14 protein-coding genes, 1 tRNA gene and 1 pseudogene are annotated in these 16953 nt (G+C 58.8%); 9 read left to right on the plus strand and 7 right to left on the minus strand.

Annotated features, from left to right (window positions below):
• On the minus strand, nucleotides 1–200 hold a 200-nt coding region (locus tag GC131_02980), incomplete at its 3' end, for a hypothetical protein (protein ID MBI1273033.1).
• Nucleotides 201–222: 22 nt separating this feature from the next.
• On the opposite strand from GC131_02980, the pseudogene rpoB reads away from it, so the two are divergent.
• From rpoB to GC131_02995, 3 genes and pseudogenes are all read left to right on the plus strand, one after another.
• A pseudogene (rpoB, locus tag GC131_02985) lies at nucleotides 223–2247 on the plus strand (DNA-directed RNA polymerase subunit beta).
• A 48-nt stretch (nucleotides 2248–2295) separates the two neighbouring features.
• Nucleotides 2296–6462, plus strand: a complete 4167-nt coding sequence (gene rpoC / locus GC131_02990) for a DNA-directed RNA polymerase subunit beta' (GenBank protein MBI1273034.1) — start codon at nucleotides 2296–2298, stop codon at nucleotides 6460–6462.
• A gap of 57 nt (nucleotides 6463–6519) precedes the next feature.
• Nucleotides 6520–7404 carry a 4-hydroxybenzoate octaprenyltransferase gene (locus tag GC131_02995; protein ID MBI1273035.1) on the plus strand — a complete coding sequence of 295 codons (885 nt, stop codon included), beginning with the start codon at nucleotides 6520–6522 and terminating at the stop codon, nucleotides 7402–7404.
• Between the two features lie 117 nt (nucleotides 7405–7521).
• Here the strand turns inward: GC131_02995 and GC131_03000 are convergent, their stop codons facing one another.
• Complete coding sequence (locus GC131_03000; GenBank protein MBI1273036.1) at nucleotides 7522–7824, minus strand: DUF1153 domain-containing protein; 303 nt, start codon at nucleotides 7822–7824, stop codon at nucleotides 7522–7524.
• Nucleotides 7825–8114: 290 nt separating this feature from the next.
• Here GC131_03000 and GC131_03005 point away from each other — a divergent pair, with 290 nt between their 5' ends.
• Complete coding sequence (locus tag GC131_03005) at nucleotides 8115–8657, plus strand: hypothetical protein (GenBank protein MBI1273037.1); 543 nt, start codon at nucleotides 8115–8117, stop codon at nucleotides 8655–8657.
• Here the strand turns inward: GC131_03005 and GC131_03010 are convergent.
• Nucleotides 8654–9346, minus strand: coding sequence for a CPBP family intramembrane metalloprotease (locus tag GC131_03010; protein MBI1273038.1), 693 nt, complete (start codon nucleotides 9344–9346; stop codon nucleotides 8654–8656). The two genes, GC131_03005 and GC131_03010, sit on opposite strands and share 4 nt — an antisense overlap.
• A 283-nt stretch (nucleotides 9347–9629) precedes the next feature.
• On the opposite strand from GC131_03010, the gene GC131_03015 reads away from it, so the two are divergent.
• The 4 genes from GC131_03015 (at nucleotide 9630) to GC131_03030 (ending at nucleotide 13130) form a co-directional block, all read left to right on the plus strand.
• A complete protein-coding gene (locus tag GC131_03015; GenBank protein ID MBI1273039.1) occupies nucleotides 9630–9842 on the plus strand; it encodes a cold-shock protein in 213 nt (70 codons plus the stop codon).
• Nucleotides 9843–9907: 65 nt separating this feature from the next.
• Nucleotides 9908–11140 carry a DEAD/DEAH box helicase gene (locus GC131_03020; GenBank protein ID MBI1273040.1) on the plus strand — a complete coding sequence of 411 codons (1233 nt, stop codon included), beginning with the start codon at nucleotides 9908–9910 and terminating at the stop codon, nucleotides 11138–11140.
• Nucleotides 11141–11325: 185 nt separating this feature from the next.
• The gene (locus GC131_03025) at nucleotides 11326–12312 is read left to right on the plus strand and encodes a flagellar motor protein MotA (protein MBI1273041.1); all 987 of its coding nucleotides are present in this window, start codon (nucleotides 11326–11328) and stop codon (nucleotides 12310–12312) included.
• A complete protein-coding gene (locus tag GC131_03030) occupies nucleotides 12309–13130 on the plus strand; it encodes an OmpA family protein (protein ID MBI1273042.1) in 822 nt (273 codons plus the stop codon). The genes GC131_03025 and GC131_03030 overlap by 4 nt, the downstream gene beginning before the upstream one ends.
• 1 nt (nucleotide 13131) lies before the next feature.
• On the opposite strand, the gene GC131_03035 is transcribed toward GC131_03030, so the two are convergent.
• Nucleotides 13132–15027 carry an ATP-binding cassette domain-containing protein gene (locus GC131_03035; GenBank protein ID MBI1273043.1) on the minus strand — a complete coding sequence of 632 codons (1896 nt, stop codon included), beginning with the start codon at nucleotides 15025–15027 and terminating at the stop codon, nucleotides 13132–13134.
• Between the two features lie 119 nt (nucleotides 15028–15146).
• A tRNA-Gln gene (locus GC131_03040) sits at nucleotides 15147–15221 on the minus strand.
• A 205-nt stretch (nucleotides 15222–15426) separates the two neighbouring features.
• Between GC131_03040 and GC131_03045 the strand changes: the two genes are divergently transcribed.
• Nucleotides 15427–15885, plus strand: coding sequence for a DUF1465 family protein (locus GC131_03045; GenBank protein MBI1273044.1), 459 nt, complete (start codon nucleotides 15427–15429; stop codon nucleotides 15883–15885).
• On the opposite strand, the gene GC131_03050 is transcribed toward GC131_03045, so the two are convergent.
• Together GC131_03050 and GC131_03055 are read right to left on the minus strand one after the other, a co-directional pair.
• Nucleotides 15882–16286, minus strand: a complete 405-nt coding sequence (locus GC131_03050) for a hypothetical protein (protein MBI1273045.1) — start codon at nucleotides 16284–16286, stop codon at nucleotides 15882–15884. The two genes, GC131_03045 and GC131_03050, sit on opposite strands and share 4 nt — an antisense overlap.
• Nucleotides 16287–16388: 102 nt before the next feature.
• Nucleotides 16389–16697 (minus strand): 50S ribosomal protein L31, encoded by a 309-nt coding sequence (locus GC131_03055; GenBank protein ID MBI1273046.1) that lies wholly within the window; start codon nucleotides 16695–16697, stop codon nucleotides 16389–16391.
• Between the last annotated feature and the right edge of the window lie 256 nt (nucleotides 16698–16953).

A 16953-nucleotide genomic window follows, 5' to 3' on the forward strand; every position in this document is an offset into this window, starting at 1 on the left:
TCGTCGTTCTCCAGGAACGGGATCAGCGCCGCCGCGACCGAGACCAGCTGCTTCGGCGAGACGTCGATATAGTCGATCTGGTCCGGCTTCAGCATCTGGAAGTCGCCGTTGATGCGGCAGCTCACCAGTTCGCTGGTGAAGCGGGCGTCATCGTCCAGCTCGGCATTGGCCTGGGCGATGGTGTATTTGCCCTCTTCCATCGCGGTCAGATAGAACACTTCCTCGGTCGCGCGCGATTCAGGCGCCGTGATCGTGGCGAAGCGCACAGGTGTTGTCGATCAGATCGATGCCACGCGCATCGTCGTTCGTGCCACCAAGAACACCGACCCGGCCGCGCCGGGCGTCGATATCTACAACATGCTGAAGTTCCAGCGCTCGAACCAGAACACCTGCATCACGCAGCGTCCGCTGGTGAAGGTGGGCGACAAGGTGCAGCAAGGCGATATCATTGCCGACGGCCCGTCAACCGAACTGGGCGAACTTGCGCTCGGCCGCAACGTGCTGTGCGCCTTCATGCCGTGGAACGGCTACAACTTCGAAGATTCGATCCTGATTTCGGAACGGATCGTGTCGGAAGACGTCTTCACCTCGATTCATATCGAGGAATTCGAAGTGATGGCGCGCGATACCAAGCTCGGGCAGGAAGAAATCACCCGCGATATACCGAACGTGGGCGAAGAAGCGCTCAAGAACCTCGATGAGGCCGGCATCGTCTATATCGGCGCCGAAGTGAACCCGGGCGACATCCTTGTCGGCAAGGTCACACCGAAGGGCGAAAGCCCGATGACGCCGGAAGAAAAGCTTCTGCGCGCCATCTTCGGTGAAAAGGCCGCCGATGTGCGCGATACGTCCCTGCGTTTGCCGCCGGGTGTGAATGGCACGATCGTTGAAGTGCGCGTCTTTTCCCGCCGCGGCGTGGAAAAGGACGAACGCGCGATGGCGATCGAGCGCGCGGAAATCGAAAAGCTCGCGAAGGACCGCGACGACGAACGCGCCATCCTTGAACGCAGCTTCTATGGCCGCTTGAAGGATCTGTTGATCGATCACAAGGCCGCCACGGGGCCCAAGAACTTCCCGACCGGCAAGCAGATCACCGAAGAGCTGCTGGCGGAATACACCCACGGCCAGTGGCGCCAGATCACCATCAAGGACGACAAGGTGATGGAACAGATCGAGGGTATCGGCAAGGTGTTCGACGATTCCATAACCGCGCTCAAGAAGCGCTTCGAAGACAAGGTTTCGAAGCTGCAGCGCGGCGACGAATTGCCGCCGGGCGTGATGAAGATGGTCAAGGTCTTTGTAGCCGTGAAGCGCAAGCTTCAGCCGGGCGACAAGATGGCCGGCCGTCACGGCAACAAGGGCGTGATCTCGCGCATCGTTCCGGCGGAAGACATGCCGTATCTTGAAGACGGTACCCCGGTTGATATCGTGCTGAACCCGCTTGGCGTGCCTTCGCGCATGAATGTGGGGCAGATTCTTGAAACGCATCTTGGCTGGGCATCCGCCAGCCTCGGCCGCCAGATCGGCGACGTGGTGCGTGCATGCCAGGGCCAGAACAAAAAGGCCGGGTTGCAGGATTTGAGGGGCAAGCTCAAGACCGTTTATGGCGAAGAAGGCTATAAGCAGGATATCGCCACTTTGTCGGACGATGAAACCGTTGAACTCGCGGGCAATCTTGCGCGCGGCGTGCCGATGGCGACGCCGGTGTTCGACGGCGCGCGCGAACCGGACATCAACGCGATGCTGGAACTGGCCGGGCTTAACACCTCGGGCCAGGTCACGCTGGTCGATGGCCGTACCGGCGAGCCGTTCGACCGCAAGGTAACGGTGGGCTACATCTATATGCTCAAGCTGCACCATTTGGTGGACGACAAGATCCACGCCCGTTCGATTGGGCCTTACTCGCTTGTGACCCAGCAACCGCTGGGCGGCAAGGCGCAGTTCGGCGGCCAACGCTTCGGCGAAATGGAAGTCTGGGCACTTGAAGCCTACGGTGCCGCCTACACGCTGCAGGAAATGTTGACCGTGAAATCGGACGACGTTTCGGGCCGCACCAAGGTGTACGAATCCATCGTGCGCGGCGAAGACAATTTCGAATCCGGCATCCCGGAATCCTTCAACGTGTTGGTCAAGGAATTGCGTTCGCTCGGCCTTAATGTCGAGCTGGCGCAAAAATCCCTGGCGGCCGAGCAGGATAACGAGGAACAGCCGGCCGAATTGCCGCCGACGGGTACGTCGCAAGGCTAGGCTTAACCGGTTTTCACGAACAAACGCGCAAAAGTGCGGGAGCAAGGTATGAACGACTTGATGAACATCTTCAACCAGCAGCAGAGCCAGACGCAGAACTTCGACCAGATCAGAATTTCGATCGCGTCGCCCGAGCGTATCCGCAGCTGGTCATTAGGCGAAATCAAAAAGCCGGAGACGATCAACTATCGTACCTTCAAGCCCGAACGCGACGGCCTGTTCTGTGCCCGCATCTTCGGCCCGATCAAGGATTACGAATGCTTGTGCGGCAAGTACAAGCGCATGAAGTATCGCGGCATCGTTTGCGAAAAGTGCGGCGTGGAAGTGACCTTGCAAAAGGTCCGCCGCGAACGCATGGGGCATATCGAACTGGCCGCGCCGGTCGCGCATATCTGGTTCATGAAGTCGCTGCCCAGCCGCATCGGCCTTTTGCTCGATACCACGCTGAAGGAAATCGAAAAGGTCCTGTATTTCGAAAGCTACATCGTGATCGAACCGGGCCTGACTCCGTTCAAGAACCGTCAGCTGCTTTCGGAAGAAGAATATCTGGACGCACAGGATCAGTACGGCGAAGACGCCTTCACGGCCCAGATCGGCGCCGAAGCGGTCAAGACCATGCTGGCCGCGATCGATCTGCATGAAGAAAAGGCCAAGATGCGGACCGAGCTGGTTGAAACCGGCTCCGAAGCGCGCCGCAAAAAGATTGTGAAGCGCCTGAAGATCATTGAAGCCTTCATCGAATCCGGCGCCCGTCCGGAATGGATGGTGCTGGAAGTCGTTCCGGTTATCCCGCCCGAACTGCGCCCGCTGGTTCCGCTTGATGGCGGCCGCTTCGCGACTTCGGATCTCAACGATCTGTATCGCCGCGTTATCAACCGCAACAACCGTTTGAAGCGGCTGATCGAGCTGCGCGCGCCCGATATCATCGTGCGTAACGAAAAGCGCATGCTGCAGGAATCCGTCGATGCGCTGTTCGACAACGGCCGCCGCGGCCGCGTGATTACCGGCGCCAACAAGCGCCCGCTCAAGTCTCTTTCCGACATGCTGAAAGGCAAGCAGGGCCGCTTCCGCCAGAACCTGCTTGGCAAGCGCGTCGATTATTCCGGTCGTTCCGTCATCGTCGTCGGCCCGGAACTCAAGCTGCATCAGTGCGGTTTGCCGAAGAAAATGGCGCTCGAACTCTTTAAGCCCTTTATCTACGCAAAGCTCGAACTGTACGGCATGGCCTCCACCATCAAGGCCGCCAAGCGCATGGTCGAAAAGGAACGTCCCGAAGTTTGGGATATCCTCGAAGAGGTTATCCGCGAGCATCCGGTGCTGCTGAACCGCGCGCCGACGCTTCACCGCCTCGGTATTCAGGCGTTCGAACCCGTTCTGGTCGAAGGCAAGGCGATCCAGCTTCACCCGCTGGTCTGCACCGCCTTCAACGCCGATTTCGACGGCGACCAGATGGCCGTCCACGTTCCGCTTTCCCTGGAATCGCAGCTGGAAGCGCGCGTGCTGATGATGTCCACCAACAACATCCTTAGCCCCGCAAACGGCAAGCCGATCATCGTGCCCAGCCAGGATATCGTGCTCGGGCTCTACTATATATCCCTGATGCGCGAAGGCGCGCCGGGCGAAGGCAAGGCGTTCGCCAATATCGGCGAAATTGAACAGGCGTTGGCCAGCCAGGTCATCACCATGCACAGCAAGATCTTCGCGCGCTACAAGGGCGTCGATGCAGACAACAAGCCCGTAACCATGCGCGTGGAAACCACCGCAGGCCGCATGATGTTGTCCGAAATCCTGCCGCGCCACCCGAAGGTGCCGTTTGAATTGGTCAACCGCGTGTTGACGAAGAAGGATGTCACCAACGTTATCGATATCGTGTACCGCCATTGCGGCCAGAAGGAGACGGTGATCTTCGCCGACCGCCTGATGGGCCTTGGCTACAGCAACGCCTGCCGCGCCGGCATTTCGTTCGGCAAGGACGATCTCGTGATCCCGGCCGCGAAGGAAAAGCTGATCGCGACCGCGAAGGGCGAGGTCAAGGAATACGAACAGCAATACCAGGACGGTCTGATCACCAAGGGCGAAAAGTACAACAAGGTGGTTGACGTGTGGTCGAGCTGCACCGAGCATGTCGCCGAGCAAATGATGAAAGGTATCACCGATACCGGCAGCGGCCAGCCCAACAGCGTCTATATGATGGCCCATTCCGGCGCCCGCGGTTCAGCCGCGCAGATCAAGCAGCTTGCCGGTATGCGCGGCCTTATGGCCAAGCCGTCGGGCGAGATCATCGAAACGCCGATCATCTCCAACTTCAAGGAAGGCCTCACGGTGCTCGAGTACTTCAACTCGACCCACGGCGCCCGCAAGGGGCTGGCCGATACTGCGCTGAAAACCGCGAATTCGGGCTACCTGACCCGCCGCCTCGTTGACGTCGCGCAGGACGCGATCATCACCGAGCTTGATTGCGGCACGCAGGAAGGTCTGACGGTCAAGGCCGTGATCGAAGGCGGCGAAGTCATTGCCCCGCTTTCCGAACGCATCCTCGGCCGCACCGCCGCGGTTGATGTGAAGGAAGCCAACGGCACGCTCGTGATCCCGGCCGGCCATCTGATCGAAGAGCCCGATCTTATCAAGATCGACAACGCCGGCGTCGATACGGTTCTGATCCGTTCGACCCTGACATGCCAATCCGGCAACGGCGTTTGCGGCAAGTGCTATGGCCGCGATCTGGCCCGCGGCACGCCCGTGAACGTTGGCGAAGCTGTCGGCGTCATCGCCGCGCAGTCGATCGGCGAACCCGGTACCCAGCTGACCATGCGTACCTTCCATATCGGTGGCGCGGCACAGCGCGGCGCCGAACAGAACGCGATCGAAGCGGCCTACGATGCCGTAATGCAGATCCGCAACCGCAACGTGGTCATGGCGGCCGATGGCCGCCCCGTGGTCATGGCGCGCAACAGCGAAGTCGTGCTGCTTGATGAAAAGGGCCGCGAAAAGGCCCGCCATCGTGTTCCGTACGGCGCCAAGATCCTCGTTGACGAAGGCAGCAAGGTTACCAAGGGCCAGAAGCTGGCCGAATGGGATCCCTACACGCTGCCGATCATCACGGAGCGCGAAGGCGTCGCGCACTATGCCGATTTGATCGAAGGTCTTTCGATCCGCGAAGTGATGGACGAAGCGACCGGCATTTCGTCGAAGAAGGTCATCGATTACCGCCAGCAGCCGCGCGGCGCCGATTTGCGCCCCCGCATCGTTTTGCATGACGACAAGGGCGAGGTGATCACGCTTTCGAGCGGCATGGAAGCCCGTTACTTCCTGCCGGTTGATGCGATCCTGAACGTCGATAACGGTTCCAAGGTCAAGGCCGGTACCGTGCTGGCCCGTATCCCGCGCGAAAGTTCGAAAACGCGCGATATCACGGGCGGTCTGCCGCGCGTGGCCGAGCTGTTCGAAGCCCGCCGCCCGAAGGATTTCGCGATTATCGCGGATGTCGAGGGCCGGGTGGAATTCGGCAAGGATTACAAATCCAAGCGCCGCATCATCGTGCGTCCGGCCGACGAAGCGGTCGAACCGCGCGAATATCTGATCCCGAAGGGCAAGCATGTCGCCGTTCAGGAAGGCGATATCGTCCAGAAGGGCGACCTTCTGATCGACGGCAACCCCGTTCCGCACGATATTCTGACGGCACTGGGCGTCGAGGCGCTTGCCAACTACCTGATCAACGAAATTCAGGAAGTGTATCGTTTGCAGGGCGTGAAGATCAACGACAAGCACATTGAAGTGATCGTTCGCCAGATGTTGCAGAAGGTCGAGATCACGGATGCGGGCGAAACCACCTTCCTTTCGGGTGAACAGGTCGATCGCTACGAGTTCGAGCAGGTCAATGAAAAGGCCGTGCTTGAAAGCCTGAAGCCCGCGCAGTGCATGCCGGTGCTGCAAGGTATCACCAAGGCCAGCCTGCAGACGCGTTCCTTCTTCTCGGCCGCGTCGTTCCAGGAAACCACCCGCGTGCTTACCGAAGCTGCGGTGGCCGGCAAGGTCGATACGCTTGAGGGGCTCAAGGAAAACATCATCGTCGGTCGCCTCATTCCGGCGGGTACCGGCAGCGTCGTCAACCGTCTGCGGCGCGTTGCCGCGGCGCGCGATGTCGAAGCCGAAAAGCTCGATCAGGAAAAGCGCGCAGCGGCCTTGGCCGATGGCGGCGAAAAAGACGTAGCCTGAGGGTAGGCCCATGGCCACGAACAACCGCCGGGCAGGAGGGTTGCAGTGGCCACGGACATGACCGATAACGCCTTCGTGCGCATGCTTCCCGCCGGGCTGCGGCCCTATGCGCTTTTGGCGCGGCTCGACCGGCCGATCGGCACATGGCTTTTGCTGCTGCCATGCCTTTGGTCGCTTGCGCTGGCTTATGACGGCCTTCCGCCTTCCGGTACCGTGCTTCTTTTTATCGTCGGCGCGATTGTCATGCGCGGCGCCGGCTGCACCTTAAACGACATCATGGATCGCGGCATCGATGCGCAGGTGGAGCGTACGCGCATGCGCCCGTTACCCAGCGGGCAGGTCAATGTGAAACAGGCCGCCGTTTTTCTTTTGATCCTTCTTCTGGCCGGTTTTGGCATCCTTATCTGCTTCAATCATCTCACGATCGTGCTTGGGGTCATCTCGCTGGCGCTGATCGCCGTTTATCCGTTGATGAAGCGCATTACATGGTGGCCGCAACTGTTCCTCGGCATCACCTTCAACTGGGGTGCGCTGATGGCATGGGCGGCGGCCAACGGCACGCTGGAAGCGCCGGGAGTGCTTTTGTATCTCGGGGGCGTGTTCTGGACGCTTGGCTACGATACCGTTTATGCAAGGCAGGATATGGAAGACGATGCGTTCGCGGGCGTGAAATCGACCGCGCTTTTGTTCGGCGATAATGTGCGCGATTTTATCATCGCTGCCTATTTCCTTGCCGCGCTTTTCATGGTGGCGGCGGGCTATGCCGCGGGGCTGCACTGGGCATTTTATATCGCCATGCTGGCCCCGGCGGCGCATTTGGGGTTCCAGATCAAGCGGCTGGATTTGAATGACCCCGCCAGCTGTCTGACGATTTTCCGCGCAAGCCGCGATTTCGGCATCCTGGCGCTGGCGGCCATTACGCTTGGTAATCTGCTGGGATAGAACGGGCAGGAGCCAGAAAAACTCACGGCCTTCACGGCGCCAATATCCAGGTGCCGGAAGGCCGTAAGATTCAAACAGGACTTAGAGTACGCTATAACTCAGGTTGAGACGCCTTGGTTATTCCGCGACGCTGGTCGCCCCGTTCAAATGATCGTCCGTACTACGGTATTCCTTGATGCGCGTGACCCGCAGCGCACGAACGCCATGGCTGTCGAGCAAACGGGCCCACGTCTTGAACTCTTCTTCCGAAATGCGATAACGCTGGCAAGCCTCTTCCATCGAAAGCAGGCCCTTGCGCACGCCGTTGACCACCTGGGCCTTGCGGCGCATCACCCAACGCTTGGTGTCGGGCGGGGGCAGTTTGTCTATTTCCTTCTGCCGGTCGGAAAGGCGGACTATCTTCGCCTGCTCCCCGTGCATGCCGAAACCGGGTTTATCGTTTTGCATAATACTTGCTCCCTCAAATGCCTTGTCGGTAAAAATCCGTACGCGCTATGATTTGACATTAGCGCGAGGCACTTAAAAAAAGTCTAATTATGCTTAAAATGCGGGTTACCATAACCCCAATAAACAAAGGGTTTTCTCTAACATCCTGCGCTTGCAGGCGTTCCTGCCGGTGCCGTGTTTTTGCCTAAAATTGTTTGCATCGAGTTTGTGCGATGATAACCTGCCCCTATGTGCCGCGCGGCGGGAGAATCAGGGTCTTTTTCATGGCTGTATCGAAAAATAAATTTGCAAATATGTATTCCGAAAATTGGGCCGGCATAGTCAGCTTTACGGGCTCGCTCATCCTTCTGCTCGCGAGCGATGTGCCTAGCTTATACGCCGTGGCGCTGTTTTTTGCGGCAGAGGCCATGCTGTTCCGCGCCGGTCACCGGGCTGGCGGCTATGCGCTTGCCTGCATTATGTTCGCGCTGGGCGATCTTTTGCTTATGTTCTCGCAGGCGACCGAAGGCAATATGGCGCTTAAGGCCGCGCTCGCGCTGCAGGCTGCGATCTGGTTGGTCGGGGTTTTGCGCGTGCCGTTTGAAGCGGTCGGGCGTGTGCAATGGTCGGCCAACCTGCAACATGGCGTGGGCTTGCTGAATATTGTGCAGCGCGTGCCGCTGATTCTGGCCGCCGTGGCGGGGGGAAGCTGGGTTATGCTGGTAGCGGCCATGTTCTGGGCCGCGTCTGATATTCTGGCCGGGCGTTTGCAATGGCTTGCGGCAGTTTCGGTCCGGCGCTGGTTTGGCAGCAATATGCTGGTTTAGGCGCGCACCCATGCCTTGCCGTAGAAATACCAACCCAGCCCCAGCGTAAAGACAAGGCAACCATAGAGCGCGTGCTCGAGACAGGCCAGCGCCAGCGATTTGTGACGGCGGTAGGTGTGCGCAAACATCAAGCCGCCCGCAGCGGAAAAGACAATCGCAATCCAGTTCAGGAACAGAATATGCGCATAGCCGAACAGAATGGCGGAAGCGATGGCGTAGGCTTGCGGGCCGGGAAATAACGATCCGTAACGCCAGGAAAGAAAGCTGCGGAACAACAGTTCTTGCGGCCATACCGAAAGCACGGGGTAGAGCAGCATAACGGCGGCCCACACCACCGGCCTTTCGCGCGGGAAGGAAAATAATCTTTCCGGGTCGTGCCATGCCGTGAATATAAGAAGGAAAAGCGACAGGATAATAAAGCGTGCCAAAACGGGCGCGATACCCGCCTTCACGCCCGCCAAATTCCACTCCCGGCGATGGTTGAAGCCTTGCAGTTTCTTCATGGCAACAACGGCGAAGGCCGCGCCGAGCCACAGCGCCACGAGCATAAGCCAGCGCTGCCCCGCCAGCATAATAAGCGGCGGTATGCCGATGAATATGACGGCGATTTCAAGCCAAAGGCGTAGCCTGCGTGTTTGGTCGGGCATGGTCCGGCAGCTCCGAAGGGTCGAAAAAGTGATTCCGAACATAAGGTTAGCGGGTTTCTGCCGATTTATCTTGCTTTCCTGCCGGTTAAATGTAGTATCCGCCCCGAGTTTAGATGTAACTCTCGCTTATGCATGGCCGGTCTTATAACCGGCACCACCCGTCGCTTCTTATGGCGGGTCTGAGAGCAAGGCTTTAGCAAAGCCCTTTCCCCGCGTTTGCCCAAGAGTTTGATCGATATGGCGCATGAAATTCATGTGCCGTGTTTTGCTATGCTCTATCGGCGTCATGATGAGGCCGGTATTCGTTTAATGTAAAGGAAAGACTATGGAAAACGGTAAAGTTAAGTGGTTCAACCCGACCAAGGGTTTCGGTTTCATCCAGCCCGATCAAGGCGGCTCCGATGTGTTTGTGCACATCAGCGCGCTTGAACAGGCGGGTCTGAACAGCCTTAACGAAGGCCAGTGCGTCAGCTACGAAATGACGACGCACAATGGCAAGACTTCGGCCACCAACCTTAAGCTGGCCAACGCAGCCTAATCACCCCATAAACAAACAGTGAGCGGATGGCGGCATGGCCGCCATCCGTTTGCAGCAAGATGGACATGACACAGGATTTTTCTCAATTCGGCCTTCCGGCCAAACTAATGCAGTCGCTGGTGCGGATGCAGTTCACCGCGCCCACGCCGGTTCAGGCGCAGGCGATCCCCATCGCCATGGCGGACAGGGACATTCTCGGTTCCGCCCAGACGGGCACGGGCAAGACGGCAGCCTTCGGTATTCCGCTGGTTGCCAAAATGATGGAAAGGCCCGAGGGCAACGCTCTCGTGCTCGCGCCAACGCGCGAGCTGGCCGCACAGGTGCAGGCGACGCTTTGCCAGCTGATCCCGGTGCAGGATATCAGAACCGCGCTGCTGATCGGCGGCGAACCGATGCCGCGGCAGTTCAGGCAGTTGCAAAACCGCCCGCGCATCATCGTCGGCACGCCCGGCCGCGTGAACGATCACCTTATGCGCGGCACGCTCAAGCTCGGGAGCACGCGCTTCCTCGTGCTCGATGAAATCGACCGTATCCTCGATATGGGTTTCGCCGCGCAGCTGGAAAAGATCATCAAGCAGGTGCCGGTCGAACGGCAAACGCTGATGTTCTCGGCCACGCTGCCCGACAAAATCGTGAAGCTGGCGGCGCGTTACCTGCGCGATCCCGAACGGATTGCGGTGGGTTCCACCACCACGCCTTCTGCGAAAATCGTTCAGGAGCAGATCCAGACGACGGACGGCGAGAAGTATAAAAGCCTTCTGACCCAGCTTGGCCAACGCAGCGGCTCGATCATCGTGTTCGTGCGTACCAAGCACGGTGCCGCACGCATGGCCGACAAGCTATGCCGCGATAAGCATCCGGCGAGCGCGATCCATGGCAATCTGAAGCAGAGCCAGCGTGATCGCGTGATCCAGGGCTTCCGTGACCGCAAGCACCGCATTCTGGTGGCGACAGACGTCGCCGCGCGCGGTCTGGATATTCCGCATATCGAGCATGTCATCAACTATGATCTGCCGCAGTGCCCGGAAGACTACATCCATCGTATCGGCCGTACGGCGCGGGCGGGGGCGGAAGGTGCCGCCGTCAACCTGATCACGCCGAGCGACGGTGAAAAGTGGCAAGCGATCAACTGGCTGATGAACCCGCATGAAAAACCTGCGAACCCCGGCCGTTCCGGTCCGCGCAACAAGCGCTTCCGCAAAAGGTTCAGGCATGGTGGCGGCAAGAACCATCGTGGCCGTGGCGGCGGCGGGCGTAATTCCGGTGCGCCGGGCACGCAACCCCGCGCCGCAGCCTAAGCATCACTGATTTGACGTTTTCGCCCCGCTCCGGGTTTGCCCCGGGGCGGGGTGATTTTTTTGCCTATGAGGGGATATATCTTCCCCGTCCCCGGCTGCTCGAGTCGGAAAAACACAATACATATCAGCATGATAAGCCGTAATTCTTTCGGCACGGTAATTGCTTTGAATATAGGTGGATACATATGCCCGCAATCTTGCGGCCAGACGGAGTTCGCCCCATGGACAAAGACGCCCTTGAAGCCCGTAAAATTTCATCCGATTTGCTGGTGAGCATGCTCGCGCAGGCGCGGCATCAAAGCGGCGCCCCGGCGGCACCCGCACGCGGCGGGCGGCCCGAACGCTATTCGCGCATCGCGGTCTGGAGCGCGGCGCTGACTTTTCTTCTCATACTCGGTGCGGTCGTGGCGGGTACGCACGATATGCTGGCCTTCTTTAACATCGAAGGGTTGCTGATTGTGGTTGGCGGTGCCATCGCCGTCGCGTTCATGAGCTTCCAGTCGAAGGATGTCATCAAGGCGTTGAAAGCGATCAAGCAGATATTCACGGAACAACCGCCCGCCGCGCGCAATCTGCAGCGCGATATCGCCAACATCATGGCATGGGCCCGTATCGTCAAGGCGAAGGGCATGCGCGGTCTGGAAGAAGAGGTGGGTTATATCCCCGATCCGTTCGTCCGCTACGGGCTGAACATGGTTGTCAGCAACTACACGCCCGAAGAAGTGCGGGCCATGATGGAAACGGCCGCCGAAGCTTATTACGAGCGCGATATCACGCCCGCAAACGTGCTGAGCGCCATGGCGGGCCACGCGCCCGCCTTCGGCATGATCGGCACGCTGGTTGGCATGGTGATCATGCTTTATAATTTTCAGGAAGATATGGCCGGGGTCGGCCCCGGTCTCGCGATCGCGTTTTTGTGCACGCTCTATGGCGTGATCTCTGCCCGCATGGTTTATATCCCCGCCGCATCGCGCCTGATGCAGCAGCAGGATGCCATTCGTTTCCGCAACCACCTGATCATCGAAGGTCTGGTCATGCTGGTCGGCAACAAATCCCCGAACTATATCCAGGACAGGTTGAACAGCTTCCTGCGGCTTGAAGAAATCCATGACAGCCTTGCGGCCGATATAGGATTGCGCCCGTCCTCGCCGCGGCTCAGGGCTATTCGATGAACCGCCCCGGCGTCTTTCCGCGCAAGAGCGTACGGCCCAATCATAGCGATGATTGGCTGATGACCTATGCCGATCTGATCACGCTTTTGCTTTGTTTCTTCGCGCTGTTTCTCTCCATTTCCATGCCGAAGATGTATGAAAAGGTGCATGAACCGGTCGGTAACAAACCGGCATTGCCGCAACTTGAACAGCCGCCGGTGCAACGGCAGGCGGTGCCGCTCATGCTGCTGCCGGACGATAATGCCGTTCCGCTCGGCACCGTGATCGCGCGCGTCGAGATTACGAAGGAAGAAACGCCGGTGGTTGCCGAAGCGCCCGCCGCGCCGCCTGAGCTGGAAGATCTCCCGCCCGTGCAGCAAACTGCGCCGGCCGAGGATGTTTTGCCGCCGCCAGAAGCTCCGCTTGTGGAGGGCGGCGACCGGCTGACCACGATTGAAATGAGCAGCGCGGCGGTTTTCGCACTCGGCTCCGCCACGCTCAGCCCGGAAGGCGGCGCGATGCTGGCCGATGTCGCGCGCCAGCTTAAAGCCGCTCAGTTCAGCGATTATATGGTCACGGTCGAAGGCCATACGGACGATAACCCGGTCGAAACGCCGCAATTCCCGTCCAACTGGGAACTTTCAACCGCACGTGCCGCCGCCGTCGTGCGCTATTTTCTTGAACAGGGCATAAATCCGCAAAAGCTGCGCGCCGCAGGCTATGCCGAAACCTTTCCAAAGCTTCCCAACCGCGATGCGGCGGGCAACGCGATCCCGGAAAACCAGGCCCAGAACCGGCGCGTTGTGATCAAGCTGGAAAAAGTGGAAAAGGCGGGTTAGCTCAATTCGCCTGCGCCGCGCCTGTGCGCATATCTTCAAGCTCAAGCCAGCGGCGCTCGGCACGGTCGAACCTTTGTTTCGCTTCTTCCAGCCGCTTGACTGTTTCGTGGAACGTGTCCGGCTCCTTTTCATAAAAAGTCGGATCGTGCAGCAACGCTTCGCAATCCGCTATTTCCTTTTCCAGCGCCTCGATTTTTGCGGGAAGCTTTTCCAGCTCGTGCACCAGTTTGTATGACATGCGCTGCGGTTCCTTGGCTGGCGCGGTTTCCTTCGGCGCCTCCACGGGTTGCGGTTTTATAACAACCGGGGCGGGCTTCGCGGCTACCGGTGCCGGTTTCGCGGCCGCCTTGTTCCTGCTGGCGAGGTAATCCTTGTAATCGCCGACGCAGGCTTCGATCTTGCCGTCACCTTCAAACACCAGGAGTTTCGTGACGGTCTGTTCGAGGAAATCGCGATCATGGCTGACGACGAAAAGCGTGCCGGTATAGCCCGCCAGCATGTCTTCGAGCATATCAAGCGTATCCATATCGAGATCGTTGGTGGGTTCATCGAGGATAAGCAGCCCGCCGGGGTTGGCCATGATCTTGGCCAGCATAAGCCGGTTTTTCTGCCCGCCCGAAAGTGTTTCCACCGCATTGGTCGCGAGCTGGGGATCGAACAGAAAATCCTTGAGATAGCCGCAAACATGACGTTGCTTGCCCATCACATCCACGTAATCGCCGCCCGTGGGGCATAGCGTGCGCCATAGCGAATGTTGCGGGTTCAGGTCCTTTCGTTTCTGATCGAAATAGGAAACCACGACCTCGCGCGAACGCTTCACCTTGCCGCGGTCCGGCGCCAGCTCGCCCACCAGAAGCTGTAAAAAGGTGGTTTTCCCGGAACCGTTCTTGCCGACGATGCCGATACGGTCGCCGCGCATCACGCGCAGGCTGAAGCCATCAAGGATGGTTTTCGGTTTTTCGCCGCTGGCGGGCGGGAAGGATTTTCCGACCCGGTACATTTCCGCCACCACCTGCGTGGTGGGGTCGTTGACGATAGGCGTCCATTCGATTTTCGCAAGCATGCGCGCGAGCGCGTTTTTGTCGGATTTCAGCCGCTTGCGCTCCTCCCGCATCAGATCGACGCGGCGCACGTTGCGTTTGCGCCTGCCGCTGACGCCGCGGTTGGCCCATTCCACCTCGCGATCGAGGATTTTCTGGCGGTTCTGCAGCTCGCGCTGCTCCTGTTCGATCAACATGGTGGCCCATTCCTCGAAATGCTCGAAGCCGCGCGGGCAAACCCTGAGCTTGCCGCGATCGAGCCAGAACACCTTGTCGGAAATGCCGTTCAGGAACGCGCGGTCGTGGCTGACGCAAACCACGGCGCCGCGATAGCTTTTCAGATAACCTTCCAGCCATTCGATCACATCAAGATCGAGATGGTTGGTGGGCTCGTCAAGCAAAAGAATATCCGGGTCTTCGACCAGCGCGCGCGCGAGCGCGGCCCGGCGCAGCTGCCCGCCTGAAAGCTTGTCCATATGGGCGTTGGCATCAAGCTCGAGCGGCGTGACGACGTAATCGACCTTATAGGTCTGCATCGCGGCATGCATTTCGGCATCTTCGGGCTTCGGCGCTTCTATGCCGGAAAACACGTAATCGTGCACCGTCTGCCCCGGCTGCGGGTGCACTTCCTGCTGCAAATATCCGATCTTGATGCCGGGCAGCAGCCAGCGTGTGCCGCCGTCCATCTCGCACTTGCCGGTAATAATGTTCATGAGCGTGGATTTGCCCGCGCCGTTGCGGCCTACAAGGCAGATTTTATTGCCGTCATGGATATTGAACGAAAGCCCGTCGAACAGAACTTTCTTGCCGAATGCGATTTGCGCATCCTGTACGCTTAGTAAAAGATTGGAAGCCAAGGGATATCCTCAAAAAATCCGTACCTGCCGCGCAGATGATGTGGTTGGGGCGGGAAAGATCGAGCCCCGGCGCGCACCGCGCGCAACATAAACAATGCGGAGGTTCGATCAAAGTGTTTTGGTTGGGGCGGGAGGGATCGAACCTCCGAATGGCGGAATCAAAATCCGCTGCCTTACCGCTTGGCTACGCCCCAACGGAGCGGGGAAGGGCCCCGCAAATCCGCCCGTTATGGTAAACAAACCCTTAACGCAGAGACGCAAATTAGCCTGCCGCAAGGGCTTAGGCAACATGCGAAAACGCCAGTGATTTATACATAATTTTAATCATTGGCTGCGAAGGTGGGTAGTGAAGCCGCCGCGGATTCGCGTGCCGGGCCAATAATAACAAGGATTACCGCGATGCCGCGCCATGAAAGCCTGATCGACAAAACCTTTGAAGAAGGCGTGGCGCTGACCGTCGAGGCGCGCAACTACATCGCCTATCACGAACAGGCCGATCGCCGCACGATCGATCTTCCCGGCTGTTTGCATGTCGGCTACCAGCATACCCGCGTTTCCGCCCGCCTGATCCAGTCCATGACATGGCTGCTTGCGATCAAGGCGCTGTTGCAGGGCGAGATTACGCGCGACCAGTTCGTTTCGCCCCAGTTCGCGCTCGGCGGCGGCGAGGAATGCACGGACCCTTCGGGCCCCGAAATGGCGGATCTGCCCACGGGCCTGCGCAGCCTTCTGGAACGCAGCCATCAGCTTTACATGCGCGTTCAGCGCCTTGATACGATGGTGCGGAGAAGGATCGAAAACGGCGAAACGCCGGAAGAGGTTCTGGGTACGGCGCAGCCGAAGCTGTACCTGGCCTAGCGCGGGATAAGTGCCATCAGATACATTGCTGACTGAAGAGCGGATGAATACAGCAATCCGTCCCTAAGGCCGTTGCTGATATGGCCGTGTTTTCCGAAAAGCTGTTTGTGCTGCATGAACTTGTATTGGAACGCTCGGTCGAGCGGTTGGTATCCCATTAACGTCATGTTGCGGCTTACGTCCCACATATAGCGCATGATTCGCGCTGATTTGAATAATATGCCGCTTGCCGCTGCGCCGGCCAAAATGATAGCGGCAACGTGTGGCAATACAAGGCTCGCCAGGGAATAAATGCCGTAAACGGCAAGGCCATTCACAGTAAGCGCCGTGGTGGCCTGTGTGATGCCATATGCAGTCGTGGCATAGCTTTTCAGCAATGCGTGAGGCGTATTGAAATCCATATCGGCCTCCCGTGCGACACAGGCGTTCGCCCGATCGTACGGCTAAAGAAATTTCCTACCTAATAAAATGACAGCAATAATATCCGGCTACAGCCGGTTGCCTTACTTCTTTTTCGCCGGGCCGGTGGTCAGCTTGATCTTCGGCGCGTCTGCGCCTTCGGTGCCGGTCGCCTGTGCGGGGGCGTCTTCGCCCTTCTTGCCAAGGCCGGAAAAGCGCTTGTTGAACTTCGCGAGCTGGCCGCCGCGGTCCAGCATGCGATGCTGGCCGGTCCATGCCGGGTGCGTCTTGGGGTCAACATCAAGGCGCATCGTGTCGCCCGCCTTGCCCCAGGTGCTGCGGGTCTTGAATTCCGAACCGTCTGTCATGATGACGGTGATTTCGTGGTAATCGGGATGGCCTTGCGTTTTCATGTCTTCCTGCCGGTATATAAGCTTGATTGCCGAGGGGGCTTTGTAAGGCAAAAGCGCCCCGGAAAGCAAGGGTTAAGGGTTTTTTCGGCGCATTAAGGATTTGTAGCCGCATCCACCTGATTTTATTGCCCTATTTCGGGCGAGCTTTCGGTTGACGTTCGGGGCCTTAAACCGCTACAAAACCGCCATCCCTAACCACTTGTGGTTTAAGGGTTGCTGCCTTGGCAGCGATCTCGGCCAGTCCCCGCGTTGCGGG

The sequence above is a fragment of the Alphaproteobacteria bacterium genome (genome assembly GCA_016124955.1).
Lineage (GTDB): Bacteria > Pseudomonadota > Alphaproteobacteria > UBA9219 > RFNS01 > RI-461.